Origin of the sequence: Mesorhizobium sp. M0189 (genome assembly GCF_040322135.1) — a bacterium.
Classification (GTDB): domain Bacteria; phylum Pseudomonadota; class Alphaproteobacteria; order Rhizobiales; family Rhizobiaceae; genus Mesorhizobium.
Window position 1 is genome coordinate 527,885 of sequence record NZ_JAMYSW010000001.1, and the last position, 25,457, is coordinate 553,341.

Genomic DNA, 25,457 nt, shown 5'->3' on the forward strand with positions numbered 1-25,457 from the left:
CAGCTGGCGAAAGGCATTCTTTCGCTCAGCGGGTCTGGCAGGCGTTAGAGATGAAAGGCCTTTGCGACCAGCCCGAGAAACGCCCCCGAAGAGCCCCAATGACTGAAGATCGAAAGATAAAGCTTGGAGCCTTCATCCGCGGCCCTGGACATCATGTCGCTGCCTGGCGCCATCCTGATGTCCCCGCCAATCCGGGCCTGAGCTTTCAGCACTACGCAGAGGCCGCGCGCACCGCCGAGCGCGGTCTCTTCGACATGGTCTTCCTTGCCGACAGCCTCAGTGCGCGCAATGGCGAGCAGCCGATCGAGACTTTCGAGCGCACCGGCCATGTCGTGCATTTCGAGCCGCTGACGCTGCTGTCGGCGCTCTCGACCATCACGCAACGGATCGGGCTGGTGGCCACCGCTTCGACCACCTATTGGGAACCTTTCCACCTGGCGCGGCTGTTTGCCTCGATCGACCACCTGAGCGGCGGCAGGACAGGCTGGAATGTCGTCACCTCGGCCGATGCGCCGGCGGCGGCGAATTTCAGCCGCGACCAGCATCCCGTTCATGCCGACCGCTATGACCGCGCCGAGGAGTTCGTCGCCGTGGCGCAGAAGCTGTGGGACAGCTGGGACGACGATGCTTTCGTCGCCGACAAGGCTTCGGGCATCGCCATCGACCGGCATGGCATCCATGCCCCTGACCATGCCGGCCGGCATTTCCGGGTCAAAGGGCCGCTCAACGTCGCCCGCCCGCCGCAAGGCCATCCCGTCATCGTCCAGGCGGGTTCTTCCGATGCCGGCCAGCATCTGGCGGCGCGGACGGCGGAAGTGGTCTTCACCGCCCATCCGACCATCCAATCGGCGCGCGGTTTTTATGCCGAGCTGAAAGGCCGGCTGGCGTCGTTTGGCCGCTCTGCCGATTCCCTGAAAATCATGCCCGGTGTCTTCCCGGTCGTCGCGCCGACGCGCGCGCAAGCCGAGGACAGGTTCGACGCCATCCAACGCCTGGTCGATCCCGTGGTCGGCGTCGCCCTGGTTTCCGGATTGCTCGGCGGCGTCGATCTTTCCGGCCATCCGCTCGACGGACCGTTGCCGGAACTGGGCAGTTCCGATGCGGTGAAGAGCCGCCTGAAAGTCGTCTCCGAATTGGCCTCGAGCCGGAACCTGACCATCCGGCAATTGTATCTCGCCGTTGCCGGCGCGCGCGGCCATTTCCAGATCGTCGGCACGCCAAAAGACGTGGCCGACATGATGGAGGAATGGTTCGTCGGCGGCGCGGCGGACGGATTCAACGTCATGCCGCCGATCCTGCCGACGGGCCTCACCGATTTCGTCGATCTCGTCATTCCGGAACTGCAGCGGCGCGGCCTGTTCCGGACCGCTTACGAGGGCGGGACGTTGCGCGAGAATCTCGGCCTTGCGCGTCCGGTCCGCGGCGCCACCGAACACCAGGAAAGGAAAGCATCATGAGCGCGAGCACGATCGATTCGGAGACGTTTTGCCAATGGCTGGCCGATGGCGAGGAACTTGCGGTGCTGGATATCCGAGACAGCGCGATTGTCGGATATGCCTCGCCGCTGTTCGCCACCAATCTGCCCGCAGCACAGGTCGAGGCGGAGATCGACCGCTTCATCCCGCGCAAGGCGGTGCGCACCGTGCTGGCGGATGACGGCAGCGGCGTCGCCAAGCGGCTTGCTGAGCGATTTGCCGAGCGCGGCCGCAGCCAGGTGTTCGCACTGGCCGGCGGAATTCCGGAATGGACGAAGGACGATGTGGAAGGCTTGCCGACCTTCGACACGCCGGGCGTCGATTTTTCGCTGGCGATCCGCGACGAGAAGGGGACGCCGGTCATTACCGTTGCAAAGCTTGCGGCGCTCAAGGCCAAGAAAGCCGACGTGGTCGTGCTCGACAGCCGGACGGTGGCGGAATTCGACAAGGACCATGTACCGGGCGCCATCAGCGTTCCGGGTGCTGAGCTGGTGCTGCGCTTCGCCGACCTGGTGCCGTCGCCGGACACGCAGGTGATCGTCTCCTGCGCCGGCCTGCCGCGCGCCACATCGGCGCGCAGACGCTGATCGATGCCGGCGTGCCCAACAAAGTTGCTTATCTGCACGATGGCACCAAGGCGTGGCGCGAGGCCGGCCTTGCGCTCGAAACCGGCAGGACTGCTGCCTATGGTTCGGCGAGCGAGGACGCGAAGCGATTCGCCGAGGAGCGCATCGCAAAACTTGCCGAAGGCGACAGCTTCCCGCGCATCGATGCGGCGACGGCCGCAGCCTGGGCGAAGGACGAGAGGCGCACGACCTACCAGCTCGATGTGCGCACGCCGGAGGAATTCGCGGCAAGCCACATTCCGGGCTCGATCGCGTCGGAGGGCGGGCAGTTGCTCGGCGTCGCCTATCGAACCATTGCCGTGCGTGGCGCCCGTGTCGTGCTGATCGACGATCTGCTCGGTGTCCGCGCGGCGACGACGGCGCACTGGCTGCAGCGCCGTGGCTACGAGATCGCCATCCTCCAGCATGACTTCCAGTCGGCCAGCCTGGTGGAAGCGGCGTAGGGCAGGAGCTGTCGGGCGATTTTTGGAGGCAGCTATTCGGCGGCTTCCTTTTGACGGCGGCGGCCTGAAAGGACATTCTTCTGCATCGCCGTCAGCGAAGACCGCACCGCATTGGCGCTGTGCTTCAGCATCTTCGCCTCATAGTCTGACAGGGCTTCAAGCAGCGGCTTGTCGCCGCGTTTAGCGGCCACCAGTTCAGGCACCAGCAGCCCGGCGTCATAGATCGCGGTGTTGCCGCCGAGCGCGCGAAAATAGGTCATGGCATGGATGGCATCGCCGAGCAGTGTCACCTGTTTCGTCGGCCACGGATCGACAGGCTCTGAGCTGTGGACATGCAGCAGCGCCACCGTCGACGGGTCGGTGTAGCGAATGAGGTTGAGGATCTCCGGGTGCCAGTGGCCGATCTTCGAGATCAAGAGGCCGAGCAACTCCGAGCCGGAGAACTTTGCCAGCGCTTCGTCCGTAGCGAGTTCGTCATTTTCATAGGCGGTGTTCCACCAGACATAGCTGGTGGTGTTGTTGAAATGGAAACCGGCAATGTCCTTGTGGGTGTCGTCGTCCAGCCCGATCAGCCCATGCTTCCGAAATGCCTCGACATTGACCCGATGGCTGGTGACCATCAGCCCGTGACCTTCCGTCGGCCTGACGCCGACATTGTAGTCGAGCAGCAGCGGCGAGATCTGGTGAAGGGCAGCCGCATGCAGCGTCATCTTGCCGGCCAGGCGCCTGACGCCGGTGTCGAAGCTTCGCGCATGCGGCACCAGCTGCTGGCGCACGCGCGAGCGGGCGCCGTCGGCACCGACCAACACATCGGCATGGATTGTCGAGCCGTCCTCGAAATGCGCGATCACCGAACCGTCCGGCTGCTCTTCGTAGCGGGAATAGACCTTGCCGTAGCGCACGACGCCGTCGAGGCCGGAAAGCAGCACCTGGCGCAACGTGATGCGGCTCACCGACTTTTCGATATGCGTGTCGTCGGCCTCGCCGAGTGCGTTGCCGCCACCCCAGGCGTCCTCGCCCAAGGTCTCGAAATTTTCGTCGAGCAGGATGTTGCGGTCCGGCGCTCGGCCGAGCGTGGCGACAAAGGCCTCGTAGAGTTCCGGCGGCAAGTTGGCGATCAGCGAATCGATGCCACGCTGGCGGATGCGCAGCCGAAAACCCTGGACGTAGTCATTGCGGGCGCGATCCTTCTCGAAGACCGCGACGCTGATGCCGTTCTTCTTCAGGCCTTGCGCCAATGTCAGGCCACCGGGGCCTCCGCCGATGATAGCGACTTCGACATGTTCGGAGATCATGGCGTCGCTCACCCGACCGCCTTGAGCCTGGGTTTGACAGCGGCAACAGCCGGCGGCTCGGCCACTTGGCTGGCAGCGTGGCGGCTGAGCGCCGCCTTGGCGGCGATCGTGCGGATCATATGGTTCTGCGGTGCGTGCGAGCGGGCAGTCAGCGTATCGCGGTGGTGACGCTCGAGCTGGAAGTCTCTGTTAAGACCGGGATTGCCGGCAAGCTCCAGCGCCAGCGAGGTAACTGCCACGGCATTATCGATGACGACATGCCTGACGGTCATGCCGTCGGTGCCGACCGGTCGGCCGGCGTCGACGTCATCAGCGAGCGAGCGCAGCAGCCGCGTGCTGGTTGCGAGCCTGACCTCGATCTCGCCCAGCCCTGCCTGGATGTGCGGCACGGTCGACAGCGGCGCGCCGAGGCTCGCCGGCGCATGCGTGGTGACGAAGGAGACCAGCCGGTCACGGGCAGCGCGGGCGGCACCGTGGTAGACAGCGCCGATCAGCGAAAAGAAGAACGCCGTCGCACCTTCCTCCCGCCGCAGCGGCTCGGACGCCGGCTGCGCCTCGGTGATGTCCTCGGCAGGCACGGCGACATTATCCAGAATGACGTCGTCGCTGGCGGTGGCCCGCATGCCGGCGGCGTTCCATGTCTTTTCGACGCGCAATCCCGGCGCATTGGTCGGCACCAGGAACGAGGCGAGGCGCGGTTGCGGCTCGTCGGTCAATGCCAGCAAGTTCACCCATTTCAGGATGGGAATGCCGGTGACGTAGTTCTTGTGGCCGGATATCCGCCAGACATTGCCGTCGCGCCGGGCAATGGTTTCGGGCGGCTTGCCATGGGCGGGCGAGCCGATCCCCGGCTCGGCCTGGGCGGCATTGATCAAGGCAGGGCCAAGACGGCCGGCCTCGACAATCCGCTGCACCAGATGGCGCGGCCATTTTCCGGATTTCCGCAGCGCATACTGGCTGTTGTAATGCATGGCCAGCACAAGCGCCGTCGACGGCTCGCCGCGGCCGATCTCGGCGATCACCGCCTGGGCTTCCGTCAGCCCGCCGCCGAGGCCGCCATGCTCGCGCGCTGTGACCAGGCCAAGCAGACCGGCCTGGTGAACCCGGCCGAAATTGGCAAACGGAAATTCTCCGGTCGCGTCGTGATGTGCGGCGGTCAGCGCGAAGTCGTCGGCCAGGCTCGCTACCGTGTCGAGGAGTTGTGGGAACTCGGGGATCGTCGAGGTCATATGCTGGCTTCCTCTCAGGCGGCGGCGCGGATGGTCACCTGATCGAGCGGCCGGCGATCGACCCAGGCCTCGACGTCGAAATCGCTGGCAAGGAAACCCCAGTCGCGCAGGAAATCCTTGTAGTGGGAAATCGCCGCGACGAGCTCAGGCTGCAGTCCGAGGCCGAGATGGTTGTGGACATCCGGACCGTTGGCGGCCAGCACCTGTTCTTCGGTGGCGCCGGATTCGCGGGCGACGAAGCGCCGCGTCTCTTCCGGATGCGCCTTAGCCCAGGCGCTGGCGCGCAGGATCGTCTCGATCAGGCGCGTGACCAGATCAGGGCGCTCTTCGGCCAGCAAATCGTCGACGGTCAGCACACGCGGCGAACCGGAGTTGATGCGGATGTTCGGGTCGGGATGAAAGCCGAATTCGGCGACCTGGATGGCGCCGATCAGATTGGCGACATTGATGCCGGCCGTGCCTTTGACATAGATGGCGTCGACCTCGCCACGGATCAGCGCGGCTGCCTCCTCGCCATAGGCCTGTTTGCGCTTGAGGCCGAACAGCGACGGCCCTTCCTGGCTGTCGAGCACGCTGTCGGTCAGCGCGATGTCGACGATCTCGACGTCGGCATGGCTGAGGCCTTCAAGCGAGAGCGCCGAGACCAGCCCTTTCAGCGCCGTCGCCCGCATGAAGTCGACGATGCCTTCCGGACGCCGGGCGATGCCGAAGCGGCGGCCTTTCAGGTCCTGGGTTGTTCTGATGCCGGTGCCGGGCAAGGTGATGATCGCCTGGAATTCGTCGGTCCAGGTGATGCCGACGAGACGCGTCTTGCGCCCTTCGGACCGCGCACGGATCGGCGGCACGTTGCCGCCGTGGCGGAACGACCAGTCGAGTGTGTGGTTGAAATGGCTCTGGCGGATGTCGCGGTTGGGTGAATCGATGATCGACTTCAATTCGATCCCCTCCTTGCGAAAGGTTTCGTCGAGAAGTCCGAGCTGCGCCGCAAGCCCGACAGGCGTCGGCACCGGGCAGCGTGTGTACCAGATTTCGGAGATCGCAGTCGTGGTCATGAGTGCTCCTCAGGCGTTGCGCAGGCCGGCCTGCTTCATCAGCGGCAGGATGTTCTCGCCGAAGAATTCGAGGTCCGGCTTGAAGTCGAAGAAGGACAATTGCAGGCCATCGATGCCGGCGTCCTTGAGCTTGACGAACTGGTCGACGATCTGCTCGGGCGTGCCGATGAGATAAATGTTGCCGCCGACCTTGGCGTAGGGATCGTCGCGGCCTTCGCGGCCCTTCCAGGCCTGGGCGTCGCTGTTGAAGGTCTGGAACCCTTTCGGCGTACGGCTGTCGGCACGGGCGACGATCTGGTCGGCGACGGCCCAGGCTTCCTTCTCAGTGGGACGGCTGATGACCAGCGGATTGAGCAGCGTGCGCACGGTGCGGCCGACACCGAGGGCGGCGTCCTTCACCTTCTTCGTATGCGCCGGCAGCGCCTCCAGCGCGCTGGCGATGTCGGAGCCGGCCGGGCTGGTGACGAAGACGATGTCGGAATAACGGCCGGCAAAGGAAATGCCGGCATCGGAGCCGGTGGCATTGACCAGGATCGGCCGACCGTAATTCGGCTTCGGCGTGACGAAGCCGCCATTAAGCTTCCAGCTCGATTCTCCAGAGAAGGAGAAATTCTCGTCGTCCTGCCACAGCCGCTGCAGCACTTCGACGAACTCGGCCGCGAGTTCGTAGCGACGGTCGTGCTCGATGCGGTTCCAGCCGAACATCTCGTGTTCGACGGCGCGATGACCGGTGACCACGTTGATGCCCCAGCGGCCGCCAGAAATGTGATCGAGCGTGGCGCCGAATTTGGCCAGATGCAGCGGATGCCACGGGCCGTAGAGAACATGCATGGTCGAGATCAGCATGATCTTCTTGGTGATCGCGGCCATGGCTGCAATGGAGACGAAACTGTCCAGCGCCTGGCCGTTGAAGACCCCGCCATAGCCGCCCTTGGGCAGCCACTGGCTGAGCGCAAAGACGAGGTCGAAGCCAAGCTCCTCGGCCTTGAGCGTCAGGTCGCGATTGTAATCGAAGCGCCAGTCGGTCGAGCGCGGCAGGGTCGAGTTGGTCCAGCCGCCGGCCTGGATCGGCAGGAACAGTCCGAGCAGCACCGGCTGCTGAAGCGCTTTCGATAGCGGGCTGTCCGGATAGTCGGTCGGCGCCTTGAAGAAGGGCGTGCCGACGATGGAACCAGGCTTGTGGGCGAGCGTCATGGGGGAATCTCTCGGGGAAGGAGAAAGAGATGCCATGCGCGAAAGACCGCGCATGGGGCGGCGGATCAGGCGACGATATGGGTTGATGCGAGGCTGCCGGCATTGCCCTCGGCGCCCACTGTGTGATCGGCGATGCGCTTGTTGTAGAGGGTGATTTCCGGCTGGCTGACGATGCCGATGTCGGGCAGGTCCTCGACAAGGATCTGCTGGATCGCGGCCCATTGCTCGAAGCGCTTTTCGTGATCGACCTCGACGGCGGCAGCTTCAAGAAGTTCATCGACCTTGGGATTGCTGTATTTCGACCCGTTGGAGAACGGCACGCCCGGTTTGAAATTCTTCGACCAGTAGAGCCGCTGCACGCCGACCGTCGGATCGAACAGATTGCTCATGCCGTTGAAGGTGAAGTCGAAATCGCGGTCGGTGTAGATGCGCTTGGTGTAGGTGGCGAAATCCTGGCTGCGCACGGTGACCTCGATCCCGACCGCGGCCAGTGCCTGCTTGATGTAGTCGGCGCCGCGCTTGTAGGTCTCGCCGCTCGGCACATAGTCGTGGACAAGCTTGAGGCGGGTGCCGTCGGCACCGCGTTGCAAGCCTGCTTCGTCGAGCAGTTTCTCGGCGGCGGCAGTGTCGACCGGATAGGTCTTCAGGTCGGCGACGAACCATTTTTTCAGATTGGGGTTGATCGGACCGGGCATGGTCTCGCCATAGCCATAGTTGATGGTGTCGCGGATGACGTTGCGGTCGATGACATGGGCGAAGGCGCGGCGGACCCGAACATCCTGGAAATAGGGTTTCTCCAGGTTGAACTCGACCCGGCTGACACCGTTGGAATACTGATAGCCCTGTTTCTCGAAGCCGATATGCGGCAGCGTCTCGAAGCGCTGCAAGTCGCTGTACGGGATCGGCGTTGCCGGCGCCAGGTCGATCTCGCCGGTTTCCAGCGCCAAGGCACGCGCCGAAGCGTCCGGGATGAAACGCACGATCAGCCGGTCGAGATAGGGGCGCGGCGCGTCCCAATAATCAGGGTTGCGTTCATAGACGATGTGGCTGCCGCGGACCCATTCCTTGAAGACGAACGGGCCGGTGCCGACCGGCGCGACGTTGACCGGATTTTCGGCTGCCTTGCCGCCGTCATAGAGATGCTTGGGCACGATCGGCGTTTCGGCCGCGGCCAGCGCCGTGATCAGGTAAGGCGCCGGCTTTGACAGCACCAGCGTGACGGTCAGCGGATCCGGTGTCTGGATGTCGATAAGATTGAGGAAGGTGTTGCGGCCACGAGGGTGAACATCCTTGATCGTGGCGATCGAATAGGCGACGTCGGCGGCGGTGAATGGCTGGCCATCATGCCACTTCACGCCTTCGCGCAGCTTGAAAGTGTATTGCAGGCCATCGTCGCTGAGCGACCATTGCCTGGCCAGTGACGGGCGCGGCGTGAGATCGAAATCGTAGGTCAGCAGGCCCTCGGTGGTCTTTGCCGAGACGTAGACGGAATTGAACGCCGTGTGGGCGATCGTCGTCAGCACCGGCGGCTCGGCCGAGAGCAGCAGCGTCGCCGTTCCACCTTGTTTCGGCTCGGCTGCGTAGGCGCCGCGCGATGCGGGCAATAGGGTGGCTCCGAGCGCTGTTGCCGAAAGGCCGAGAAACCTACGGCGGTTCGGGGTGAGGAAATGAGACATGGCGCCTTGGTCCTTTTTTGCTGCCGGCATCAATCGGCCGGTCGTCGGCAGCCGGGTGAAAAATCCATCGTTCCAAGAGCCGGCCCGTTTGTGAAAAGATTTGGCCGCTTCGCTCCCGCACTTAAGATTTCATACTTCAAACGGCTATTTTTGTAGCATGAAATAAAATTCTATTCTGAAACATTGCCATTTTCAGAACAAAATTTCTTAAATCAGGTTTGACAATGTCTATAAATCTTGTCAACTAAAAAGCACGGAACTTTCCGGGAAACAGCAAACCCGCATCGTCAGCCACAGCCGGGATAGCGAAAACGATGTCGACCCTGACGCGCATTGGCAGAACCTTTCGGCGCACGGCCATCCAGGCGGTGCCAACGGTTCTGGGCATCGTGATCCTGAACTTCTTCCTGCTCCAGCTTGCGCCGGGCGATGCCGCCGACGTCATGGCCGGCGAGGCCGGTTCGGCCACGGTGGAAACCATGGCGGCGTTGCGCCAGCGCTTCGGACTCGACAATCCACTGCTCGTCCAGCTGTTCAACTATCTCTACAATCTGGCGCATTTCAGTCTTGGCTTTTCGCCGCGCTACGGCATGCCGGTCGCCGACCTGATCGGCCAGCGGCTGCCGGGAACGCTGTTGCTGATGGCGGTGGCGCTGACCATCGCCATCGCACTCGGTCTCGTCCTCGGATCGTTGATGGCGGTGTTTTCGGGACGCCTGCCGGATCGTCTGCTTTCGGTCGTTTCGCTGCTGTTCTATTCGATCCCGGGCTTCTGGATCGGGTTGATGCTGATCGTCCTGTTCTCGGTCAAGCTCGGCTGGCTGCCGAGCGGCGGTTCGGGAACCATCGGCAGCAACCTGACCGGCCTTGCCGGCCTCTGGGACAAGGTGCGCTACATGATCTTGCCGGCGCTGTCGCTGGCACTGTTCTACGTGGCGATCTATGCGCGGCTGACCCGGGCGGCGATGCTGGAAGTCCAGTCGCAGGACTATGTGCGCACCGCCGCCGCCAAGGGCCTGTCGCCGACCGTCATCACCATCCGGCATGTCCTGCGCAACGCACTGATCCCCATCACCACCATGGCCGGCATGCATGTTGGCGGCATGCTCGGCGGCGCCGTGGTCGTCGAGACCGTCTATTCCTGGCCTGGCCTCGGGCGTCTCGCCTTCGAGGCGGTCATGGGCCGTGATTTCACGGTGCTGCTCGGCATCTTGCTGCTGTCGTCGCTGCTGGTCATTGTCGCCAATGCGACCGTCGATCTGCTGCACGCCTGGCTCGATCCCCGCATCGGAGTACGCTGATGGCTTCCACCGAATTCGCCGCCGGCGATGCCCGCTCCCGCCGCCTCTATGCCGATACCCGCGAGCCTGCGGTGCCGGCTGAACCCGAGGCGAAGAGCTGGAGCAATCTTCACGCGCCCGACGCGCGCTCCGCCTCTGCGGCGTCGGTACCGATTGCGGCCGGTGGCCGGGCGCTGAAGGTTTTCCTGCGCAATCCCAACGCCATGTTCGGCGTGGTGTTCCTGTCGCTTGTCGTGCTGGCAGCCTTGCTGGCGCCCGTCCTCTATCCGGCCGATCCTCTGTCGATGGTAGCACGGCCCTTCCTGTGGCCGGGGCAGAATCCGGCCTTCCCGCTGGGCACGGATTCGATGGGCCGCGACGTGCTTTCCGGCATTCTGCATGGCGCGCGGATTTCGCTGTTCGTCGGGCTGATGGCGACCGCGCTCGGTCTCAGCTTCGGCATCCTCGTCGGCGCTACCGCCGGCTATTTCGGCGGCTGGATCGACGACCTGCTGGTACGCCTGGTCGAAATCTTTCAGACCATACCGAGCTTCGTGCTTCTGGTGGTCATGGTGGCGATCGCGCAGCCGACGGCGCCTGTGGTGACGGTGGCGATCGCCGTCATCACCTGGCCAACGGTGGCGCGGTTGACGCGTGCCGAATTCCGGGCCATCCGCGAGAAGGATTTCGTCATGGCTGCCCGCAGCCTCGGCTACGGCCATGCCCGCATCATCTTCCGCGAGATATTGCCCAACGCGCTGCCACCTTTGATCGTGACCTCGTCGGTGATGGTGGCAACCGCGATCCTGATGGAATCGGCGCTGTCCTTCATGGGCCTCGGCGATCCCAATGTCGTCAGCTGGGGCTCGATGATCGGAGCCGGTCGAGAGCTGATCCGAACCGCCTGGTATCTGACGGCACTGCCGGGATTAGCGATCGTCTTTACCGTGCTGGCGCTGAACCTGATCGGCGACGGCCTCAACGACGCGCTCAATCCGCGCTTCTCGCAGGAGCGCTAGAGATGGCCACTCCCTTGCTCAGGGTCGACAATCTGACGGTTCGCTTCCCGACCACCGAGCCGGTCAGCCGGCTGAGTTTCGAGGTTGGCGAAGGCGAGACGCTGGCGATCGTCGGCGAATCGGGCTCCGGCAAATCGCTGACAGCACTTGCCCTGATGCAGCTTCTGCCGCGCTCGGCGAAGATCCCCAATGGCAGGATCGAGTTCGCCGGCAGGGATCTGCTCGGTCTCGACCAGAAGGCGATGCGGAACTTGCGCGGGCGCGAGATCGCGATGATCTTCCAGGAGCCGATGACCTCGCTCAACCCGGTGCTGACCATCGGCCGGCAGATCACCGAGGTGCTGACGCTGCACGAGGGCATACGCGGCAAGGCAGCGCGGGCGCGGGCGATCGAATTGCTCTCGCTTGTGCGCATTCCCGATCCGCAGCGCCGCATCGACGACTATCCGCACCAGCTTTCCGGCGGCATGCGCCAGCGCGTCATGATTGCCATCGCCGTTGCCTGCCGGCCGCGCCTGCTGATTGCCGACGAGCCGACGACGGCGCTGGATGTCACCATCCAGGCGCAGGTGCTCGACCTGCTCGATACGCTGCGCCGCGAACTGTCGATGGCGGTCGTGCTGATCACCCACGATCTCGGTGTCGTCGCGCAATGGGCCGACAAGGTCGTCGTCATGTATGCCGGCCGCAAGGTCGAGCAGGCGTTGCCGGGCGCGCTGTTCAGAACACCGCTTCATCCCTACACGCGCGGCCTGCTGGCTGCGTCGCCGCGGCTGAAGACCAATCTCCACTACCGCGACGCCAGACTGACGGAGATTCCCGGCAGCATCGTCTCGGCTGCCGGCGAGAGAGGGTGTCCGTTCCGGCCGCGTTGCGCGGTGGCGCGCGACAGCTGTGCCCATTTCGTACCCGACCTCGTCGAGGTGAGCGAGGATCGCCTCGTTGCCTGTCCCTACAGCTTCATTCCGGAGGTTGCGCATGGCGTTGCTCTCGGTCTCTGACCTCTCGACGCATTTCCACGCCCAGGGCGGTGCGCTGCGCGCTGTCGACGGCGTTTCCCTCGAGGTCGGGCGCGGCGAAACGGTTGGTCTCGTCGGCGAAAGCGGCTGCGGAAAATCGACACTCGGCAAGACGATCATGCGGCTGGTCGATCCGACCGGCGGCAAGATCGAGTTCAACGGCACCGACATCACCGTTCTCGACGCCAGCCGGCTGAAGGCGGCGCGCCGCAATATCCAGATGATTTTTCAGGATCCGTTCGCATCGCTCAACCCACGCCACACGATCGGCGACATCCTGACCGCGCCGCTGAAAGTCCATGGCATCGGCAACAAGGCCGAGCGGCGCGGCATCGTCGAGGACATTATCGAGCGTGTCGGTCTGCCGAAGGATTCGCTCGGTCGCTACCCGCATGAATTTTCCGGCGGTCAGCGTCAGCGCATAGGCATAGCACGGGCGCTGATCCTCAATCCGGAACTGGTCGTCTGCGACGAGCCGGTGTCGGCACTCGACCTCTCGATCCAGGCGCAGATCCTCAACCTGCTAGTCGACATGAAGCGGCAGCTCGGCCTGTCCTACCTCTTCATCTCGCACGATCTGTCGGTGGTCCGCTATTTTGCCGACCGGGTGCTGGTCATGTATCTCGGCCGCATCGTCGAAAGCGCCGACAATGCGACGCTGTGGACCTCGCCCAAGCACCCCTACACGCGCGCGCTGATGGACGCCGTGCCGGACCCGTCGCGCCGGCGTCAGGCCGCGCCGATCCATGGCGACCTGCCGAGCCCGCAGAACATCCCGAGCGGCTGCCGCTTTCACACGCGCTGCCCGCTGGCGACCGATCTTTGCCGTTCGCAGGAGCCGGCATTCCGGGCGATCGCGGCGGGACACCACGTCGCCTGCCACTACGCCGAACCAACCCTCAACTGAAAGTTCAACGGAGCAGAAAAATGTCCGATTACCGCTATCTTGGCCGCAGCGCCTTGAAGGTTTCGCCGCTCAGCCTCGGCACGATGATGTTTGGCGGGCCGACCGAGGAAAATGTCGCACACCGCATCATCGACAAGGCGCGCGAGCAAGGCATCAATTTCATCGATACCGCCGACGTCTACCACAACGGCAAGTCCGAAGAAATCGTTGGCCGCGGCATCAAGGCGACGCGCGATCATTGGGTTGTAGCGACCAAATTCGTCAACTCGCATGACAAGGGTCCCAATCTTGGCGGCCATTCGCGCAAATGGGTAATCCAGACCGTCGAGAACAGCCTGCGCCGCCTCGGGACGGATTACATCGACCTGTTCTACTTCCACCGTGCCGTCTTCGATGCGCCGCTGGAGGAGCCGGTACGGGCGATTGCAGACCTCATCCGCCAAGGCAAGCTGCGCTATTTCGGCGTGTCGAACTTCCGTGGCTGGCGCATTGCCGAAGTCGCGCATCTCGCCGATGAACTCGGCATCGACCGGCCGGTGGCCAGCCAGCCGCTCTACAACATCGTCAACCGCACCGCCGAAGCTGAGCAACTGCCGGCCGCCGCCTATTTTGGTCTTGGCGTCGTCTCCTACAGCCCGCTGGCGCGCGGCGTGCTGACCGGCAAATACGAGCCGAACCAGGCGCCAGCTGCCGACACGCGGGCCGGCCGTGGCGACAAGCGTATCGCCGAGACCGAGTGGCGCCCGGAATCGATTGAGATCGCCAGGCAGATCGCGGCGCACGCAAAATCACGCGGCGTCTCCGCCGCCGATTTTGCGCTGGCCTGGGTTCTGAACAACCGGCTGGTCACGGCGGCGATCGCCGGCCCGCGCACCGAGGAACAGTGGGACAGCTACGCTAAGGCGCTGGACTTCAGGCTGACCGCTGAAGACGAGGCCTTTGTCGACCGCCTCGTCACAGCCGGCCATGCCTCGACGCACCGATTCAACGATCCGAGCCATCCGGTCGAAGGCCGCGTGCCGCGTTCCGAGCCGGCCGCACCGATCCCGCTGACGCGGCCTCTGCGCGCCGCCTGACGGTCAGCTGTGGACTGGCGGGGCCGGCGGCCCGCCAGAGTCTCCAATCGTTTCGGACAGATGAGAGAGCCCATGAATTTCCATGTCGAACGGCTGCGCCAGAGCATCGTCGTTTTGTCAGGCAACACCCATAGGCCATCGAAATCACGGACGCTGGCGCATCATCTGGGTGAGGCACTGCGCGAAAGATTATCCGCCACGGTGAATTTCCTCGATCTTGTCGATGCCGGCCGTGGTCTGGGTGCTGCGTTCACGCGAAAGGAATTGACGCCGGAGGCGCTGAATGTGGTGGAGGCTGTCGAACAGGCCGACGCGCTGATCGTGACGACGCCGGTCTACAACGGCTCCTATGCCGGCCTCTTCAAGCATCTGTTCGACCTCATCGATCCGCTGGCGCTTGTCGACCGGCCGGTGCTGATCGGCGCGACAGGCGGCGGCCAGCGCCACGCTCTGGTGGTCGAGCATCAGCTTCGCCCGTTGTTCGGCTTTTACTCCGCACTGACCGTGCCGAGCGCCGTCTACGGCAGCGACAGCGACTTTGCCGATGGCAAGCTCGTGGATCCGCTAGTCCTGGCGCGGGCCGGACAGGCTGTGGACCAGTTCGCGGCCCTGCTTTCCGCGCGGCAGCCGAACAGCCAACCGGTCAGGCTGGCCTCGGGCTGACGCATAACATTGCTCAGACTAGCGGAGAGCAAATTCAGTTCGCCGATAAGCCGCAGGCAACGCCTTTGAAGTCGATACAGCCCGATGCTGTCACTAAAGTGGTTGAGGCAGTGTGCATGCCAGTTGCGTGTCAAGGCCTTGTTCAGCCAAGCGAAGCTATTGATGGTCATCTGATCGATGGTCGGGCCGGTGGGATGACGGAAGATTTCGTGTGCACCACGTGTGCAGTGAGCGGCGTGATGTGCTAAATGGCCTTCAGTTTGCGCCAGCATAGTCGTAAATTCGGTTACGTTTGGCTACGCGCTTCTTTCCAAATTGCTCAGTCGTTCCAACAGGGTATTGGACGGACTGACGCATAAAAAAGATAATAAAATTAGTATGTTAGGACACAAAGTTGCCGTTGCACCTATGATGGACTGGACGGACCGGCACTGCCGGTTCTTCCATCGCCAATTGACGCGCGAGGCGCTGCTCTACACCGAGATGGTGGTGGCAGATGCGGTCATCCACGGCGCACGCGAGCGGCTGCTCGGCTTCGACGACAGCGAACATCCGGTGGCGCTGCAGCTCGGCGGCGCCGATCCGGGAAAGCTGGCCGAGGCGGCGCGCATCGGCGAAGCCTTCGGCTATGATGAAATCAACCTCAATGTCGGCTGTCCGTCCGACCGCGTCCAGTCGGGCACGTTCGGCGCCTGCCTGATGAAGACGCCGGTGCTCGTCGCGGATTGCGTCGCTGCGATGAAGGCGGCGGTGAAAATACCGGTTACCGTCAAGTGCCGCATCGGCGTCGACGGGCAGGATCCGGAACCGGCACTCGATGCCTTGGCCGACGGTGTTTTCGCGGCCGGCGCCGACGCGCTGTGGGTGCACGCCCGCAAGGCCTGGCTGGAAGGTCTGAGCCCAAAAGAAAATCGCGACGTCCCACCGCTCGACTATGGCCGCGTCTATCGGCTGAAAGCCAGAAAACAAAACAAATTCATCGGCATCAATGGCGGCATTCAATCTCTTGCAGAGGCGCTGAGGCATCTCGACCATGTCGATGGCGTTATGCTCGGCCGCGCCGCCTATCACACGCCCGGGATACTGACCGGCATCGATGCCGCGTTTTACGGCGGCACGGCTGAGCCGTTCGATTTTGCCGCGCTGATCGATGCCATGGCGGATTACGCGGCACGCCATATCGAGCAGGGTGGACGCCTCGGGCATGTCACCCGGCACATGGTCGGGCTGTTTCACGGCCTGCCCGGTGCACGCCGCTATCGGCAGATCCTTTCCACCGAGGCGACAAAGCCGGGTGCCGGACCGCAGGTGCTCAAGGCGGCTTTCGCAGAAGTCGATTTCGGCAGGACCGCAGAGGCGGCCTGAGGAAAGAAGTTAATCCCGCAAAATCATGCGATCGCCACGGACGTCGAAGCCCGATAGCGAGCCGATGAAATTCATGCCGAGCAGGCTCTGGCCGAGCGTGCCGGGTGCGGCGATCATGATGGGCATGTCCTTGCGCACGATGCCGCCGATCGACAGCTCATCGGTTTTTACGGCGGCGGCGCGTGTCATGCCGTTGGCGGTAGAGATCGGTATGGTGAAGCGGAGAGCCGCCGAATTGAACCCGACCGCCAGTGCGTCCTCGGCGGTCAGCACGGTGCTGGTCGCGCCGGTATCGACAACCGTCAGGATCGGCGTCCCGTTGATCGTGACACGCGCTTCGAAATGGCCGTTGCCGGCCTTGTCCAGGGTGACGGTGGCATGGCCTTCGTCCACGCCCAGTGCCAGCGGACTGCCGGGAACAAAGCCGGCGGTGACGCGGCTGGCGAAATCCTGCAACTCATAGCGGTACTGATAGCCGGCGATCAGCGCCAGCACGATGGCACCCCAGGCGCCGAGGCTGCGGGCCATGGTGCCTAACGGCCTGCCCGATCTGAGCAGGCCGGCGCCGACGAGCGCCGCTAAAGCGCCAAGCCAGATCAGCTGGCTGAAATCGTAATTCTCAATGCCGAACGTGCTGCCGGCGGAATCGTTGAGCATGAGCAGGAGCACACCCGCCCCGATCGCGACGATCAGAATCCACAACAGTCGGTTCATCTCTGCGGCCGGTTCACGAGAGGGCGTCGCGTTCGCGTGCCATGCGGCTGCGACGGGTTTCCCGGCGGGGGCGTCGCTCGACCGTTTCCAGCCTTGCCGGCAACTCGGCCATGACGCTGCGGCGGGTTTGCGGGGTCATGTCGATCCAGGCGGCGATTTCCTCGCGCGTGCGCCCGCAACCGAAACAGAAACCGGTTTTCATGTCGATCGAGCAGACCAGGATGCACGGGGATTCAATGGCCGTCATGAGGATTTCCTTGGCTAGCCTCCACATGGTGCAACGACAAAGTCAATGCAAGCCCTCCGGGGTGCGCCGCCAACAAGTGCTTTCGCGTCAATACCGCCAAGTTACGCCGAGGTTGTGCCGGCTGGCCAAGGCGGCTATGCCGCTCACCAATTCACAGGGACGATCGCCATCGACATGACCAGCGCGCTGCCTTTCGACGATTTTCGCGACCTTCTGGTGAGCCTGCCGCCGGCAGATATGGCGGCCAACGCCCGCGTGCGCCAGTTGTTTGCCAAGGCAGACAAGCCCAAAGGCTCGCTCGGCCGCATCGAGGACGTCGCCGCCTGGCTCGCCGGCTGGAGCGGCCGCGCGCCACCGGCGGTGACGCGGCCATTGGTGGCGATCTTTGCCGGCAATCATGGCGTCACCCGCCACGGCATTTCGCCGCGCCCCGCCGCCGCCACGGCAAATGCGGTCGAACTCTGCGCCGCCGGCGGTGCAGCGATCAACCAGATCTGCATCGCCAACGATCTCGGCTTGAAGGTGTTCGATCTGGCTCTGCACATTCCAACAGCCGACATCACCGAGGACGCGGCACTGGACGAGCGCGGTTGCGCCGCCACCATGGCCTTCGGCATGGAAGCGATTGCCGGCGGCACCGACCTGCTTTGCCTTGGCGACCTCGGCGTCGGCAATTCGACTGTCGCCGCGGCTCTTTGCGCGGCCCTGTTCGGCGGCACCGGCGCCGACTGGGTCGGCCCTGGATCGGGGGCCAACGCAGCGATGCAGAGGCGCAAGGCGGAGGTGGTCGATGCCGCGATGGCGTTTCACGGCGCGAGCCTCAAGGATCCGCTGGAAGCGCTTCGCCGGGTCGGTGGACGGGAATTCGCAGCGATCTGCGGCGCCATTCTGGCGGCGCGGATGCAGAAGATCCCGGTGCTGCTCGATGGGTTTGCGGTGACCGCGGCCGCTGCCGCCCTATATGCCGCCAACCCCGCCGCGCTCGATCATTGTCTCCTCGCAAGCCTATCGCCGGAGCCGGGCCATGCCAAGGCCGCCGAGCGCCTCGGCCTTCGCGCGCTGCTCGATCTGGGCGTCAGCCAGGGCGAGGGGGTAGGGGCGGCTCTTGCCGCTGGACTGGTCAAGGCGGCCGCGCTGACCAGCTCCGGCATGGCAGCCGCGGTCCGCGGTTAAGCATTCAGCGCCGGCGCGAAGCAACCGCCTTGGTCGGCAGCGCCGGCAGTTCCTCCATCACCCGGCTCAGCGGGAAGATGGCGATCGCCTCGGTGCCTTCGCGTAGCCTGGAATGGAGCTGGAATTCGCCGCCATGCATGGCCAGCAGGCCCTGCACGATCGGCAGGCCAAGCCCGGTGCCCTGTTCGGCGCTCTTGATGGCGATCGAGCCCTGGCCGAAGGCCGAGAGTACGATCGGGATCTCGTCTTCCGGTATGCCCGGCCCATTGTCCTTGACGGAGAGATATTGCCCGCCGCCCGCCGTCCAGCCGACGCGCACGCGGATTTCGCCGCCGGTGGCGGTGAACTTGATGGCATTGGACAAGAGGTTGAGCGCAATCTGCCGCACCGCGCGTTCGTCGGCGAACAGGCGCGGCAAGGCGTTTTCGAAATCCTGGACGATGCGGATGTCCTTGTTGCGCGCCTTCAGCTCCATCATGTGGCAGCAATCCTCGACGACGGAGAGCAGCATCATCGGCTCCTCATTGAGCTGGTAGCGACCCGCTTCGATGCGCGACAAGTCGAGGATTTCGTTGATCAGGTCGAGCAGATGCTGTCCGGAGTCATGCACGTCGCGGGCATAGTCGCGATAGGTCGGGTTGCTCATCGGGCCGAGCACCTCGTTGGCCATCACTTCGGAAAAGCCGAGAATGGCGTTGAGCGGCGTGCGCAGTTCGTGACTCATCGAGGCCAGGAAACGTGATTTCGCCAGATTTGCGTCTTCCGCCCGCCGCCGTGCCTCGTCCGACATCGATTTCGCCGTCTCCAGTTCGGCGATCAGCGCATCCTTTTCGGAGCGGAACGACAGCAGCATCAGCGAGGAACGGTTGAGCTGGCGCGCCACATAGGCGAAGAAAGGCAGCGAAGCGATCAGCAAACCTGCCATGATCACTTCGACGGGCAGCCATAGTTTCGCACTGGCATAGGCATAGATGGCGACCGGGAGGGCGAAGGTCGCCAACAGCGCACCGCGCAGGGACGATGCCAGGATCGCGGTTGCCGACATGGCGAGCAGCAGCACCACCGCCTTGGCGACCTGGAACTGATCGATTTGGCAAGTTTCGCAGCCGAGCCATGCGAACCAGGCCCAGCCAAGCCCGCAAAGAAAATGGCCGATCAGGAAATCCCTATGCGTTTCCAGCGGGTTGAGCTCGGACGCCTGAGTGACGCGTCTCGCCATGAATGCAACGATGGTGTAGCAGATGAATGTGAACAGCGCCCAGACGCCGATCTCCTTGCCGACGCCCGCGAGCAAGCCTGCGGCGGCAGTTGCCAGAACGAGCAGCGGGACGACGATCACGCCGCCGGTCATCGACAGCGCGTGGAGCTTCAACAGCTCGCGGTCGAAGTCGGGATTTCCGGCTTGCTGCGAAAGACGGTCGCGCGTCTTGCGGACCGCGCGCGCGACATCGCTGTTGCGATGGCGTTTCCTGCGGTCCACAATAAACTTGTCCGCCGTGGTCGAGCGTTGCAGGGGCATGAAGTCTTCAATTTACGCGGGCAGCAATTTCAAATCGTTAAGCTACGTTCGAATGATTAACCAACGGTTTGCCATATGAGCCGTTCGTGGTCGCGATGGCCGCGCCAGCGATACTATGCGCCGCGCCCGCGAAGCCGGTGGCGCAGGCTGATGGACTATGGGCTGACGCTCATCGTGCTTGGCCTGCTGATCCTCCTGGCGGCGCGCCTCGACCGGGTGGAGACGCGCAAGACGGAGGGCGCGGCGATTGTCAATGACGGCGATAGCATCACCCTCGGCAGCGAGCGTGTCCGCATGCGTGGCATCGATGCGCCGGAATATTCGCAGATCTGCCGCAAGGACGGTGCCGACTATCCCTGCGGCAAGCTCGCGCGGCAGTCCCTGGTGCGGTTGATTGCCGGCAAAGCGGTTTCCTGCAGCGGCTGGCAGCGCGACCGCTACGGCAGGCTGCTCGGCGATTGCAAGGTCGGCGGCAAGGATCTCAACCGCGCTCAGGTCGAGGCCGGCTGGGCGGTCGCCTTTGGCGACTTCGAGACCGAGGAAGCCGCTGCGCGCGCAGGCAAGGCCGGCATCTGGGCCGGAACTTTCGACGAGCCGAAGAACTGGCGCGAGAGCCACGGGCACGAGCTGGTCGAAAGAAAACACGGGACCTTGGCGTCGATCGGCGACGCCCTGCGGGAGATTTTTCGCTTCTGGTGAGCTGTGCCTATAATTCGTCGAGATGGACGAGAGGATAAAGATGAAGCTGTTCGACGGCGGCCGCGCGCCCAATCCACGGCGGGTTCGGGTTTTCCTGGCCGAAAAGGGAGTTGAAGTTCCGCTGGTGCCGGTCGACATGGGCGCGCTGGAGCACAAAGAGCAGCCGGTCAGCTCGCGTAACCCGCTGAAGCGTCTGCCGGTGCTCGAACTCGACGATGGCACCATCATCACCGAATCCGTCGCAATCTGTCGTTACTTCGAGGAACTGCACCCCGAGCCGGCTTTGTTCGGGCGTGGCGCGCTCGGCAAGGCAATCGTCGAGATGTGGCAAAGACGTGTGGAGTTCAATCTGTTCGGCTGCGTCGCCGCGGCGTTCCGGCATATCCACCCCGCAATGAGGGAATGGGAGATCCCGCAAATCCCCGAATGGGGCGAGGCCAACAAGCCGAAGGCGATCGAATTCCTGAGATTTCTGGACACTGAGCTCGCCGGCAGGGAATTCGTCGCCAGCGATGCGTATTCGATCGCCGACATCACCGGGCTCGTCGCCATCGATTTTATGAAGCCGGCTCGCATCAAGGTACCCGAAGAGTGCACCAACGTGCTGCGCTGGTATCGGGCAATCTCGAGCCGGCCGAGTGCCGCCGCCTGACAATGAGTTCCGAATGAGCGAAGAGTTGGAAGCCTTGGCAGCGAGGGTACGCGCCTGCCGCATCTGCGTCGATAAGCCGGCCGGCAGGCCATTGCCGCACCAGCCGCGTCCGGTGCTCAGGCCATCTTCGAGCGCCCGCATCCTGATCGCCAGCCAGGCGCCAGGCACCAAGGTCCACCTGTCAGGCATGCCGTTCACCGACGCCTCCGGCGACCGGCTGCGAAGCTGGCTCGGCGTCGGCAGCGAGGAATTCTATGACACGGACAAGTTTGCCATTGTGCCGATGGGCTTTTGCTTTCCGGGTCAGGACGCCAAGGGCGCCGACCTGCCGCCGCGCCGCGAATGTGCGCCGGCCTGGCGCGTATCGCTGATGGCGCTGATGCCGCAAGTCGATCTGGTGCTGACGATCGGCATCTACGCGCAAAGCTGGCATATGGGCGCGGCGCGCCGTCCCTCGCTGACAGAAACAGTCTTGGACTGGCGCGCCATCTGGGCGGCATCGACTGACCCGAAAGTCCTGCCGCTGCCGCACCCGTCCTGGCGCAACACCGGCTGGCTGAAGCGCAATCCATGGTTTGAAATGGATTTGCTGCCATTTCTAAGATCGGAAATCCGCTATCGCATCGGCTAGGCATTCAGCAAGAAATCACTCGCTTTCGCGCTATCCGACAGAATTTCTTTCTTGTAAAAGGCCATGACAAGAGGGAATATGGTAATCTATTCCTCGAAGCGCGTAGCGCATGAGGGGACGCGCTTTAAATTCTTGTTTTTATGCATATCGTTGTGCCAAAGCCGCTGCGCACTTTGGACGACTTGCATCAGGGGGAGCACCCAATGGACCGCCTCGATAGAAAAATCCTCCGCCTCCTGCAGGAGGATGCGACGCTTGCGGTCGCCGACGTCGCCAAGAAGGTCGGCCTGTCGACGACGCCGTGCTGGCGGCGCATCCAGAAGCTCGAGGAAGAGGGCGTCATCAAGCGGCGCGTCGCCATCCTCGACCATGAAAAGGTCAATGTGCGGGTCACGGTGTTTGTGTCGATCCGCACCAATTCGCACAGCCATGAATGGCTGCGGCGCTTTTCGGAGGTCATCCAGGAATTTCCCGAAGTGGTCGAATTCTACCGCATGAGCGGCGATGTCGACTATCTCTTGCGCGTCGTGGTGCCCGACATCGCCGCCTACGACGCCTTCTACAAGCGGCTGATCGCCAAGATCGAGATCCGCGACGTGTCGTCTTCCTTCGCCATGGAGCAGATCAAATATACCACCGAGATGCCGCTGGATTACATGGTGCTCGACAAGGAGTCCGGCGCCAACGCCGCTTGAGATTCTTCTGCTTAGTTCTTCTTTTTGTTGAGGAAAGTCCAGGGCGAGTTGACCGGCAGCGTGATCGTGTCCGGCACGGTGTCGACGTTGACCACCTCGGCCTTGCGCACAGTGTAGCCCGACTGGATGACACTGACGCCGTCAAGGATGAAAAGCTGGCTCTTCTCCATGCCTGGCTCTAGTGCGCCAGTTATCGAAACCGGCTGGTAGGCCTCGGACATCCGGTAGGGTTGCGCAGGCGTAACGAGGACGATCTGGTTGGGCGGCGGCGTCGGCATATGGCTGCAGGCCCCTGTCCAGGGCACCAGCAGGAATTGATAGACGAGATCACCGTCGCGATCGACCGGCAGTGCGTAGCCCGCGAGCTGCACGGTCTGGTCCTGCAAATCGTGAGAGAGCGTTTCGCCATGATCCGGCATTTTGGCCGCGATCATTGGCAGTCCGACGCTTTCGGCGGCTGCCTGGGTCGCCGGGCGCAGATCCTTCCAGAAAATGTGCATGGTCCCAGCGGAAGCGCTTGCCGCGATGGCGGACGCCAACAAGGCAGTCGCCAAGACCGCGCCTGATTTAAAACGGTTGCTCATCGCTGCTCCGCTGTTGAGCCTTGATCTGCGGACATCAAGTAAAGCTGCCGCTGTCCACTGGTCAACGCTCAAGCCGCATCACATGCCGGCGCGAGCCGGCTATGCCAATCTCGCGAAAGCCACGGGCGACGAACATGCCGCGAAACCCCATGAAGCTGTAGCTCGGCGAAGCATCGTCGACCGGATAGGCTTCGATCATCCTGGCGCCTTTGGCAACGGCGTGATCGATGGCCGCGTCGAGCAATGCGCTTGCCAGCCCGCCACCGCGCAGCGCTCTCGGTACATAGAAGCAGACGATCGACCAGATGCCCATCTCGCTATCGTCCTGCTGCCGCGACAGCCTGCGGTAGGTCTCGCGCGGCGCGACCGAGCACCAGCCGACGGTCCGGCCATCGATCTGGGCGACAATGCCGACCGGCGTGCCAGCCTCGATCAGCGCCATCATCGCGCGTTTCTTCTCGTCGTTCTCGACATGCTCGCGGCGGTCGAGGTTGCGCCAGGCCATGCACCAGCAATATTTCGGCCCGCCGGGTTGCTCGAACAGGTTTTCGAAATCAGCGCGCGGCGATTGCGTCACCTCCGTGAAGCGCACTTTGCTCAGGTCAAGCTTTTCTGGCGGCGAGCCGTTCGAGCGTCTTGGCATCGGAAAGTTCCTTCACGGCGTCCTTGCCGATCCAGCGCGCAGTCCTGTCTGTCGAGGCCGCTAGTTTTTGCGCCAGGGCAAGGGCAGGGCCGTGCAAATTCATCGATCGTTTGCCGATCGAACGAAGCGCCCAGTTCACCGCCTTCTTCACAAAATTGCGGCCGTCGGTCGCATGCGCTTCGATGATCGACAGGAATTCGAGGAAGGTCGCCTCGGGTTCCTTCTTCCGGTGGACCACCGACCAAGCCATCATCGCAAACGCCGTGCGCCGAACGAATTCCCGTTCGTCGACCGCGAATTCGGCGATCAATTCCCTCCAGCAATCCGTATCGACAAAGAGATCGGAGACCCCGTCGACGATATCCCACGAGTCGAAAGTCGCCGCCCATCGTCTTGCATCCGCGGCGGAGAACCGCTCCGGATCAGCTGTCACGGAAGCGATGAACTGCGCCTCCATGATGCCTGTCTGCCAAAGCTCGAAGGCACGCTCATGGTTGCGCTTGATTTTCTTGGCAATCTGCCGCTGCACGCCATGCGAGATACCGAGCGCACGTTCGATCTTGATGCCGTAGCGCAGCATGCCAAGTCGATTTTCCTCCGAGGCGATCGAGCGCAGATGAGCGACGATTTCGTCGGCGCTGGATTGAGGCGAAAGCTCGGCCACGGTGAAATCCTATTTCTCCAGCCGCGCCAGCAGCGAGGACGTGTCCCAGCGCTTGCCGCCCATCGCCTGCACGTCCTTGTAAAACTGGTCGACAAGTGCCGTCACCGGCAGTTTGGCGCCGTTGCGGTCGGCCTCGGCGAGGCAGATGCCAAGATCCTTGCGCATCCAGTCGACGGCGAAGCCGAAATCATATTTGCCGGCATTCATCGTCTTGTGGCGGTTCTCCATCTGCCAGGAACCGGCCGCGCCCTTGGAAATCACCTCGATCACCTTTTCGATGTCGAGCCCGGCCTGCTTGCCGAAATGGATACCTTCGGCCAGTCCCTGAACGAGGCCGGCGATGCAGATCTGGTTGATCATCTTGGTGAGCTGGCCAGCCCCAGCCGGTCCCATCAACCCGACCATGCGGGCATAAGCATCTATGACCGGCTTGGCCCTGTCGAAGGCGTCTGGCTCGCCGCCGACCATCACGGTCAGCACGCCGTTCTCAGCGCCTGCCTGACCGCCGGAGACCGGAGCGTCGAGGGACGAAAACCCGAGCGCTTGCGCCTGCTGCGCCAGTTCGCGCGCGACCTCGGCCGATGCCGTGGTGTTGTCGACGAAGATGGCGCCCTTCTTCACTGAATTGAAGGCGCCTCCGGCGCCGGTCGTCACCGAGCGCAGATCGTCGTCATTGCCGACGCAGGAAAAAACGAAGTCCTTGCCCTCGGCCGCCTCTGCCGGCGTCACGGCGAAGCTGCCGCCATGCTGGGCAACCCACTGCTCGGCCTTGGCCCTGGTGCGGTTGTAGACAGTGACGTCGTGACCGCCCTTGTTCTTGAGATGCCCGGCCATCGGATAACCCATGACGCCAAGACCGAGAAATGCCACCGAAGCCATGTTTTCGAATCCCTTAGAAACCTGCTTTGCGGCCTTCT

At 63.4% G+C, this 25,457-nt stretch carries 24 protein-coding genes and 2 pseudogenes; 14 read left to right on the forward strand and 12 right to left on the reverse strand.

Annotated features, from left to right (window positions below):
* Positions 1-98: 98 nt before the first annotated feature.
* Together NKJ09_RS02490 and NKJ09_RS02495 are read left to right on the forward strand one after the other, a co-directional pair.
* Positions 99-1,457 carry an LLM class flavin-dependent oxidoreductase gene (locus NKJ09_RS02490; RefSeq protein ID WP_023717662.1) on the forward strand — a complete coding sequence of 453 codons (1,359 nt, stop codon included), beginning with the start codon at positions 99-101 and terminating at the stop codon, positions 1,455-1,457.
* Positions 1,454-2,544, forward strand: a pseudogene (locus NKJ09_RS02495) (rhodanese-like domain-containing protein). The gene NKJ09_RS02490 and the pseudogene NKJ09_RS02495 overlap by 4 nt, the downstream one beginning before the upstream one ends.
* A 32-nt stretch (positions 2,545-2,576) precedes the next feature.
* On the opposite strand, the gene NKJ09_RS02500 reads toward NKJ09_RS02495, so the two are convergent.
* From NKJ09_RS02500 to NKJ09_RS02520, 5 genes are all read right to left on the reverse strand, one after another.
* A complete protein-coding gene (locus tag NKJ09_RS02500) occupies positions 2,577-3,839 on the reverse strand; it encodes an FAD-dependent oxidoreductase (RefSeq protein WP_352482681.1) in 1,263 nt (420 codons plus the stop codon).
* A gap of 8 nt (positions 3,840-3,847) precedes the next feature.
* Positions 3,848-5,068: an acyl-CoA dehydrogenase family protein gene (locus NKJ09_RS02505; RefSeq protein ID WP_352482611.1), complete on the reverse strand. Its 1,221-nt coding sequence runs from the start codon at positions 5,066-5,068 to the stop codon at positions 3,848-3,850.
* 14 nt (positions 5,069-5,082) lie between these two features.
* A complete protein-coding gene (locus NKJ09_RS02510) occupies positions 5,083-6,120 on the reverse strand; it encodes an ABC transporter substrate-binding protein (RefSeq protein ID WP_352482609.1) in 1,038 nt (345 codons plus the stop codon).
* A 9-nt stretch (positions 6,121-6,129) separates the two neighbouring features.
* The gene (locus NKJ09_RS02515; protein WP_023717658.1) at positions 6,130-7,314 is read right to left on the reverse strand and encodes an LLM class flavin-dependent oxidoreductase; all 1,185 of its coding nucleotides are present in this window, start codon (positions 7,312-7,314) and stop codon (positions 6,130-6,132) included.
* 65 nt (positions 7,315-7,379) lie between these two features.
* Positions 7,380-8,990 (reverse strand): ABC transporter substrate-binding protein, encoded by a 1,611-nt coding sequence (locus NKJ09_RS02520; protein WP_352494629.1) that lies wholly within the window; start codon positions 8,988-8,990, stop codon positions 7,380-7,382.
* A gap of 314 nt (positions 8,991-9,304) precedes the next feature.
* Here NKJ09_RS02520 and NKJ09_RS02525 point away from each other — a divergent pair, with 314 nt between their 5' ends.
* The 7 genes from NKJ09_RS02525 to dusA all read left to right on the forward strand — a co-directional run bounded on the left by NKJ09_RS02525 (position 9,305) and on the right by dusA (position 16,319).
* Entirely contained in the window at positions 9,305-10,291 is a 987-nt protein-coding gene (locus NKJ09_RS02525) for an ABC transporter permease (protein ID WP_023717656.1), read from the forward strand.
* Entirely contained in the window at positions 10,291-11,289 is a 999-nt protein-coding gene (locus NKJ09_RS02530) for an ABC transporter permease (RefSeq protein WP_352482608.1), read from the forward strand. The genes NKJ09_RS02525 and NKJ09_RS02530 overlap by 1 nt, the downstream gene beginning before the upstream one ends.
* Before the next feature lie 2 nt (positions 11,290-11,291).
* Positions 11,292-12,290: an ABC transporter ATP-binding protein gene (locus NKJ09_RS02535; protein ID WP_352482607.1), complete on the forward strand. Its 999-nt coding sequence runs from the start codon at positions 11,292-11,294 to the stop codon at positions 12,288-12,290.
* Complete coding sequence (locus NKJ09_RS02540) at positions 12,268-13,215, forward strand: ABC transporter ATP-binding protein (RefSeq protein ID WP_352482606.1); 948 nt, start codon at positions 12,268-12,270, stop codon at positions 13,213-13,215. The genes NKJ09_RS02535 and NKJ09_RS02540 overlap by 23 nt, the downstream gene beginning before the upstream one ends.
* 20 nt (positions 13,216-13,235) lie before the next feature.
* On the forward strand, positions 13,236-14,291 hold the full coding sequence (locus NKJ09_RS02545; RefSeq protein ID WP_023717652.1) for an aldo/keto reductase: 1,056 nt from the start codon (positions 13,236-13,238) through the stop codon (positions 14,289-14,291).
* A gap of 72 nt (positions 14,292-14,363) precedes the next feature.
* On the forward strand, positions 14,364-14,954 hold the full coding sequence (gene msuE / locus NKJ09_RS02550) for an FMN reductase (protein WP_031193577.1): 591 nt from the start codon (positions 14,364-14,366) through the stop codon (positions 14,952-14,954).
* A gap of 378 nt (positions 14,955-15,332) precedes the next feature.
* Positions 15,333-16,319, forward strand: a complete 987-nt coding sequence (gene dusA, locus NKJ09_RS02555) for a tRNA dihydrouridine(20/20a) synthase DusA (protein WP_352494631.1) — start codon at positions 15,333-15,335, stop codon at positions 16,317-16,319.
* A 9-nt stretch (positions 16,320-16,328) separates the two neighbouring features.
* Here dusA and NKJ09_RS02560 read toward each other — a convergent pair whose 3' ends face one another.
* The gene (locus NKJ09_RS02560) at positions 16,329-17,033 is read right to left on the reverse strand and encodes a TIGR02281 family clan AA aspartic protease (RefSeq protein WP_352482604.1); all 705 of its coding nucleotides are present in this window, start codon (positions 17,031-17,033) and stop codon (positions 16,329-16,331) included.
* Positions 17,034-17,046: 13 nt separating this feature from the next.
* A complete protein-coding gene (locus tag NKJ09_RS02565; RefSeq protein WP_031193575.1) occupies positions 17,047-17,280 on the reverse strand; it encodes a DUF1289 domain-containing protein in 234 nt (77 codons plus the stop codon).
* Between the two features lie 174 nt (positions 17,281-17,454).
* Between NKJ09_RS02565 and NKJ09_RS02570 the strand changes: the two genes are divergently transcribed.
* Positions 17,455-18,453: a nicotinate-nucleotide--dimethylbenzimidazole phosphoribosyltransferase gene (locus NKJ09_RS02570; protein ID WP_352494671.1), complete on the forward strand. Its 999-nt coding sequence runs from the start codon at positions 17,455-17,457 to the stop codon at positions 18,451-18,453.
* A gap of 4 nt (positions 18,454-18,457) precedes the next feature.
* On the opposite strand, the gene NKJ09_RS02575 is transcribed toward NKJ09_RS02570, so the two are convergent.
* The gene (locus NKJ09_RS02575) at positions 18,458-19,972 is read right to left on the reverse strand and encodes a sensor histidine kinase (RefSeq protein ID WP_023717647.1); all 1,515 of its coding nucleotides are present in this window, start codon (positions 19,970-19,972) and stop codon (positions 18,458-18,460) included.
* Positions 19,973-20,047: 75 nt separating this feature from the next.
* Between NKJ09_RS02575 and NKJ09_RS02580 the strand changes: the two genes are divergently transcribed.
* The 4 genes and pseudogenes from NKJ09_RS02580 to NKJ09_RS02595 all read left to right on the forward strand — a co-directional run bounded on the left by NKJ09_RS02580 (position 20,048) and on the right by NKJ09_RS02595 (position 22,649).
* The gene (locus tag NKJ09_RS02580) at positions 20,048-20,671 is read left to right on the forward strand and encodes a thermonuclease family protein (protein ID WP_352494632.1); all 624 of its coding nucleotides are present in this window, start codon (positions 20,048-20,050) and stop codon (positions 20,669-20,671) included.
* A 40-nt stretch (positions 20,672-20,711) separates the two neighbouring features.
* Entirely contained in the window at positions 20,712-21,323 is a 612-nt protein-coding gene (locus NKJ09_RS02585; protein WP_352494633.1) for a glutathione S-transferase, read from the forward strand.
* Positions 21,263-21,954 (forward strand): annotated as a pseudogene (locus tag NKJ09_RS02590) (uracil-DNA glycosylase family protein). Before NKJ09_RS02585 ends, NKJ09_RS02590 begins: the two are co-directional and overlap by 61 nt.
* Before the next feature lie 203 nt (positions 21,955-22,157).
* A complete protein-coding gene (locus tag NKJ09_RS02595; protein WP_006333679.1) occupies positions 22,158-22,649 on the forward strand; it encodes an Lrp/AsnC family transcriptional regulator in 492 nt (163 codons plus the stop codon).
* Positions 22,650-22,660: 11 nt separating this feature from the next.
* Here NKJ09_RS02595 and NKJ09_RS02600 read toward each other — a convergent pair whose 3' ends face one another.
* The 4 genes from NKJ09_RS02600 to NKJ09_RS02615 form a co-directional block, all read right to left on the reverse strand.
* Positions 22,661-23,233 carry a DUF3299 domain-containing protein gene (locus NKJ09_RS02600; protein WP_023717643.1) on the reverse strand — a complete coding sequence of 191 codons (573 nt, stop codon included), beginning with the start codon at positions 23,231-23,233 and terminating at the stop codon, positions 22,661-22,663.
* Between the two features lie 61 nt (positions 23,234-23,294).
* Positions 23,295-23,876, reverse strand: a complete 582-nt coding sequence (locus NKJ09_RS02605) for a GNAT family N-acetyltransferase (RefSeq protein WP_352494634.1) — start codon at positions 23,874-23,876, stop codon at positions 23,295-23,297.
* On the reverse strand, positions 23,836-24,540 hold the full coding sequence (locus NKJ09_RS02610) for a DNA alkylation repair protein (protein ID WP_352494635.1): 705 nt from the start codon (positions 24,538-24,540) through the stop codon (positions 23,836-23,838). The genes NKJ09_RS02605 and NKJ09_RS02610 overlap by 41 nt, the downstream gene beginning before the upstream one ends.
* 9 nt (positions 24,541-24,549) lie before the next feature.
* Positions 24,550-25,419 carry an NAD(P)-dependent oxidoreductase gene (locus NKJ09_RS02615; RefSeq protein ID WP_023717640.1) on the reverse strand — a complete coding sequence of 290 codons (870 nt, stop codon included), beginning with the start codon at positions 25,417-25,419 and terminating at the stop codon, positions 24,550-24,552.
* Between the last annotated feature and the right edge of the window lie 38 nt (positions 25,420-25,457).